The 3,117-nt window shown below is 75.8% G+C and carries 4 protein-coding genes; 3 read left to right on the top strand and 1 reads right to left on the bottom strand.

Annotated elements, in window-relative coordinates; all coding sequences use genetic code 11:
* Positions 1 to 1,340: hypothetical protein (locus tag C1J00_RS41015; RefSeq protein WP_180989882.1), on the bottom strand; the 1,340-nt coding region annotated here is incomplete at its 3' end.
* Between the two features lie 237 nt (positions 1,341 to 1,577).
* Between C1J00_RS41015 and C1J00_RS41010 the strand changes: the two genes are divergently transcribed.
* The 3 genes from C1J00_RS41010 to C1J00_RS41000 are packed head-to-tail and all read left to right on the top strand — an operon-like array spanning position 1,578 to position 3,054.
* The gene (locus tag C1J00_RS41010; RefSeq protein WP_102913920.1) at positions 1,578 to 1,955 is read left to right on the top strand and encodes a Tat pathway signal sequence domain protein; all 378 of its coding nucleotides are present in this window, start codon (positions 1,578 to 1,580) and stop codon (positions 1,953 to 1,955) included.
* Entirely contained in the window at positions 1,952 to 2,566 is a 615-nt protein-coding gene (locus C1J00_RS41005) for a class F sortase (RefSeq protein WP_102913919.1), read from the top strand. Before C1J00_RS41010 ends, C1J00_RS41005 begins: the two co-directional genes overlap by 4 nt.
* The gene (locus tag C1J00_RS41000) at positions 2,563 to 3,054 is read left to right on the top strand and encodes an RNA polymerase sigma factor (protein WP_102913918.1); all 492 of its coding nucleotides are present in this window, start codon (positions 2,563 to 2,565) and stop codon (positions 3,052 to 3,054) included. The genes C1J00_RS41005 and C1J00_RS41000 overlap by 4 nt, the downstream gene beginning before the upstream one ends.
* The last annotated feature ends 63 nt before the right edge of the window (positions 3,055 to 3,117 follow it).

The following is a 3,117-nucleotide window of genomic DNA, read 5'->3' as shown; positions in this document are numbered from 1 at the left end:
TCCCAGGGGCGCAGGCCGCCGGGCGGGGGGCCGTCCAGGCCCGCGCGGTAGAGCCCGTGGGCGATGCGCCGTCGTGCGGCCGTGTCCAGCGCTTCCCGCAGTGGGCCGTCGCGCAGCACCGCCTCGGGGCCGAGCAGGCTCTCGACCGCGGCGAGCGCGCCGGCGGTGTCTCCGTGGTGGAGGCGTTCGCGGACGCCGGGGAGGCATTCGGGCCGGCGGTGGGCCTCGTCGACGGCGCGCAGACAGGGCAGCGGCGGCCCGCCGAAGGCGGCGAGCAGTTCCTCCCGCCGGATCTCGGCCGGATCGTGGTCGAGGGCGGCCAGTGCGCCGTCGACCAGGCCGATCCGGTGCCGGGCGCCCCGGCACTCCACCACCCGGGGGTCACCCGCCCGCTCCGGCACCCGGGGGTCGCCCGCCCGCTCCGGCACCCCAGGGGGGCCCGGCCGCTCGGCCCCCAGGGCCGAGGCGACCAGCGGATGCAGCCGCCCGGCGTCGATCGCCCCGGCCCGCAGCAGCTCCAGGTCGGGCAGCACCCAGGTCGCCGCGTCGGGCAGCACGGGGAGCACGGCGTCTGGGGCGCGTGCGTACGACATCGCCGCCTGCTCACCGCCGTCGGACACCTCCAGGACGACCCGGTGCCGTGCCCCGAGCCGCACGGAGACCCTGCCGCCGGACCGTCCCCCGGCGCGCAGCAGGATCTCCGCCTCGGCCGCCCATCGGTCGACGGCGCACCGCTGTCCGTACGGCGCCGGCCCGAGTCCGTGCGGCGCCGGCCCGGCGGGACCGGGGCCCGCACCGCCCTCGCCGGACCGCGCCCGCAGCTCACCGGACCGACGCGCGTCCCACAGGTGACGGTGCAGGTCGAGCCGGAAGCGCCGGCTGGGTCGCGGATGCGGATGATGCCGGTGGGCCTCCCGAGCGCGGGAGGCGTCCCACAGGGCGAGGCTGATCCGCTGACCGGCGTCCGCCCAGGCGGGCGGCGTTCGCGCCACGAGGTGCAGTGCTCCCGGGCCGGTGGTGCCGTAGCGGGACAGGGTGATGGTCAGGCCCGGCCGCAGCAGCCCGTCGGGGGCGATCCTCGGCATGTGCCAGCGCAGCAGGTCCGGGGCGAGGTGCCGGAGGTCGGCGCGGAGCCTGGCGGCGACCTCCCGGCCGTAACACCGCGCCACGAGACGGGGCCGGATGTCGACGTCGACGTTCGCGGCGGCGCAGGCGCCCGCCCAGTCACCGGCACGGCGGCGCGCGGTCGCGGTCTCGATCATGGAAGGCGGCACGGCGAACTCGCGCACGCGCGGCCAGAAGGAAAGCGGGAAGTCCCCGTTCACGAGGTCGGTGAGCATCAGCACTCACCTTGCGCGGACGGGTCCCCCAATCTGTTCACAGAGTGAGTCGTCATCGCGACGGATGCTAGCCGCCCCGACTCCCGCGCGCATCAGGTTATTTGGGGCCAGGTTGTTCCGGGCCCCCCGCGACGGCTTTGCCATCTCTTTACAACCCGCCTCGGCGCCGCCTCGTCTCTCCGCACGATGTGTCACCCCGCCCGACCGTCGGGCGGACCGACGAAGGAGAGCGATTCCATGCGCCGAACCGTCCTCAGTGCCCTGGCCCTCGCGGGCACCGCCGTACTGATGGGCACGGGGCCCGCGTTCGCGGACGGGGCTGCTGCCCCGAGCCCGGTCCCGGCGTCCGCCGCGCCCACCACCCAGCCGGAGAAGAGCGCCGAACCCACCCGGGCGGCCGAACCGGCCCCGGCGCCGGCCAGTGCCGAACCGACCCGGGCGCCCGCCGATGGGCAGGTCTCCGTCGTGCCGAGCGGCGCGCCCGACACCGGTGTGGCGTCGTCCCCGGCCTCCGGTAACGACGGCGCGGCGATCGGCGCGGGCGCCGCCGCGGTGCTCGCCCTGGGCGGCGGCACGGTCTTCGTCGTACGCCGCCGCCGGGCGACCGGGGCATGAGTTCGTTCTCCAGGCGCGCCGTCACCGCCGGGGCACTGGCGTCCCTGCTGACGGCGTGCGCGGGCCACGGGACCACCCCGCCGCGGCCGAGGACCACGGCTTCACCGGTCCCGGCCGACAGGGGACGATCCCTGGTCCGTTCGGCCCCGGTGCGGCTGCTGATCCCGGCGATCGGCGTCGACACCCCGGTGATCCGGCTGGGCCTGGCGTCCGACGGCACGGTGCAGGTGCCGCCGGTCACGGCCCACGACCGGGCGGGCTGGTACCGGCACTCGCCGACACCCGGCGAGGCGGGCCCGTCGGTGCTCCTCGGCCATGTCACGGTCGGCCCGTACGGCGACGGCGTCTTCCGGCACCTCGCCCGGCTGCACCGGGGTGAGCGGATCACGGCGCGCCTGGAGAACGGCACGGCGGCGGAGTTCGCCGTCACGGCGGTGCGGACCGTCCCCAGAACCGACTTCCCCGCGGACGACGTCTACGGGGACGTGGACCGGCCGGAGCTACGGCTGATCACGTGCGGCGGAGCGCGGACCGGCGACGGCTACGCGGACAACGTCATCGTGTTCGCGGCGCTGAGCGGTGCGAAGTCACCCACCCCGGGAGAGCGTTGAAACGGTCCCGCGAGAAGGCAGCGTCCGAGCTGTTCGCCGCCCTCTATCCGCGCCTCGCCGGCTGGTGCCGCCGGCTCGTCGACGACGACGGGACGGCCCACGAGATCGCCTCGGAGGCGTTCACCCGGCTCTGGGCCCGCTGGACGTCCGTGGAGGAGCCACGCGGGTTCCTCTACGTCACCGCGGCCAACCTGGTACGGGACCACTGGCGCAAGCTGGAGCGCGAGCGCCGGGCCCTGCACCGCGTCACCTCGGAGGCCGCCGTACGCCCCCACCCCGAACAGGCCGACCCGTCGGTGCGGATGCTCGTGCAGTCGCTGCCGGAGCGACTGCGCGTCCCGATCCTGCTCCACTACTACGCTGACATGCCGATCCGGGAGGTGTCCGCACTGACCGGGCGCAAGGAAGGAACCGTCAAGGCCGACCTGCACGCGGCCCGGGAACTGCTCCGCGTCCACCTGAGGAGAAGCCTTGACCACACGCCTTGACGACGACGGCCCGGAGCCGGGCCCCGACGACCCGCTCGCCGTGATCCTGCGCCCCTCCTCCCC

This window comes from Streptomyces cahuitamycinicus (genome assembly GCF_002891435.1).
In the GTDB taxonomy this organism is placed as follows: Bacteria; Actinomycetota; Actinomycetes; order Streptomycetales; family Streptomycetaceae; genus Streptomyces; species Streptomyces cahuitamycinicus.
This window is presented reverse-complemented; position numbering and strand designations above follow the sequence as displayed.

Bases quoted from the DNA above. Each gene is read 5' to 3' on its own strand.
- C1J00_RS41010 (WP_102913920.1), top strand. From the start codon at position 1,578: ATGCGCCGAACCGTCCTCAGTGCCCTGGCCCTCGCGGGCACCGCCGTA.
- C1J00_RS41005 (WP_102913919.1), top strand. From the start codon at position 1,952: ATGAGTTCGTTCTCCAGGCGCGCCGTCACCGCCGGGGCACTGGCGTCC.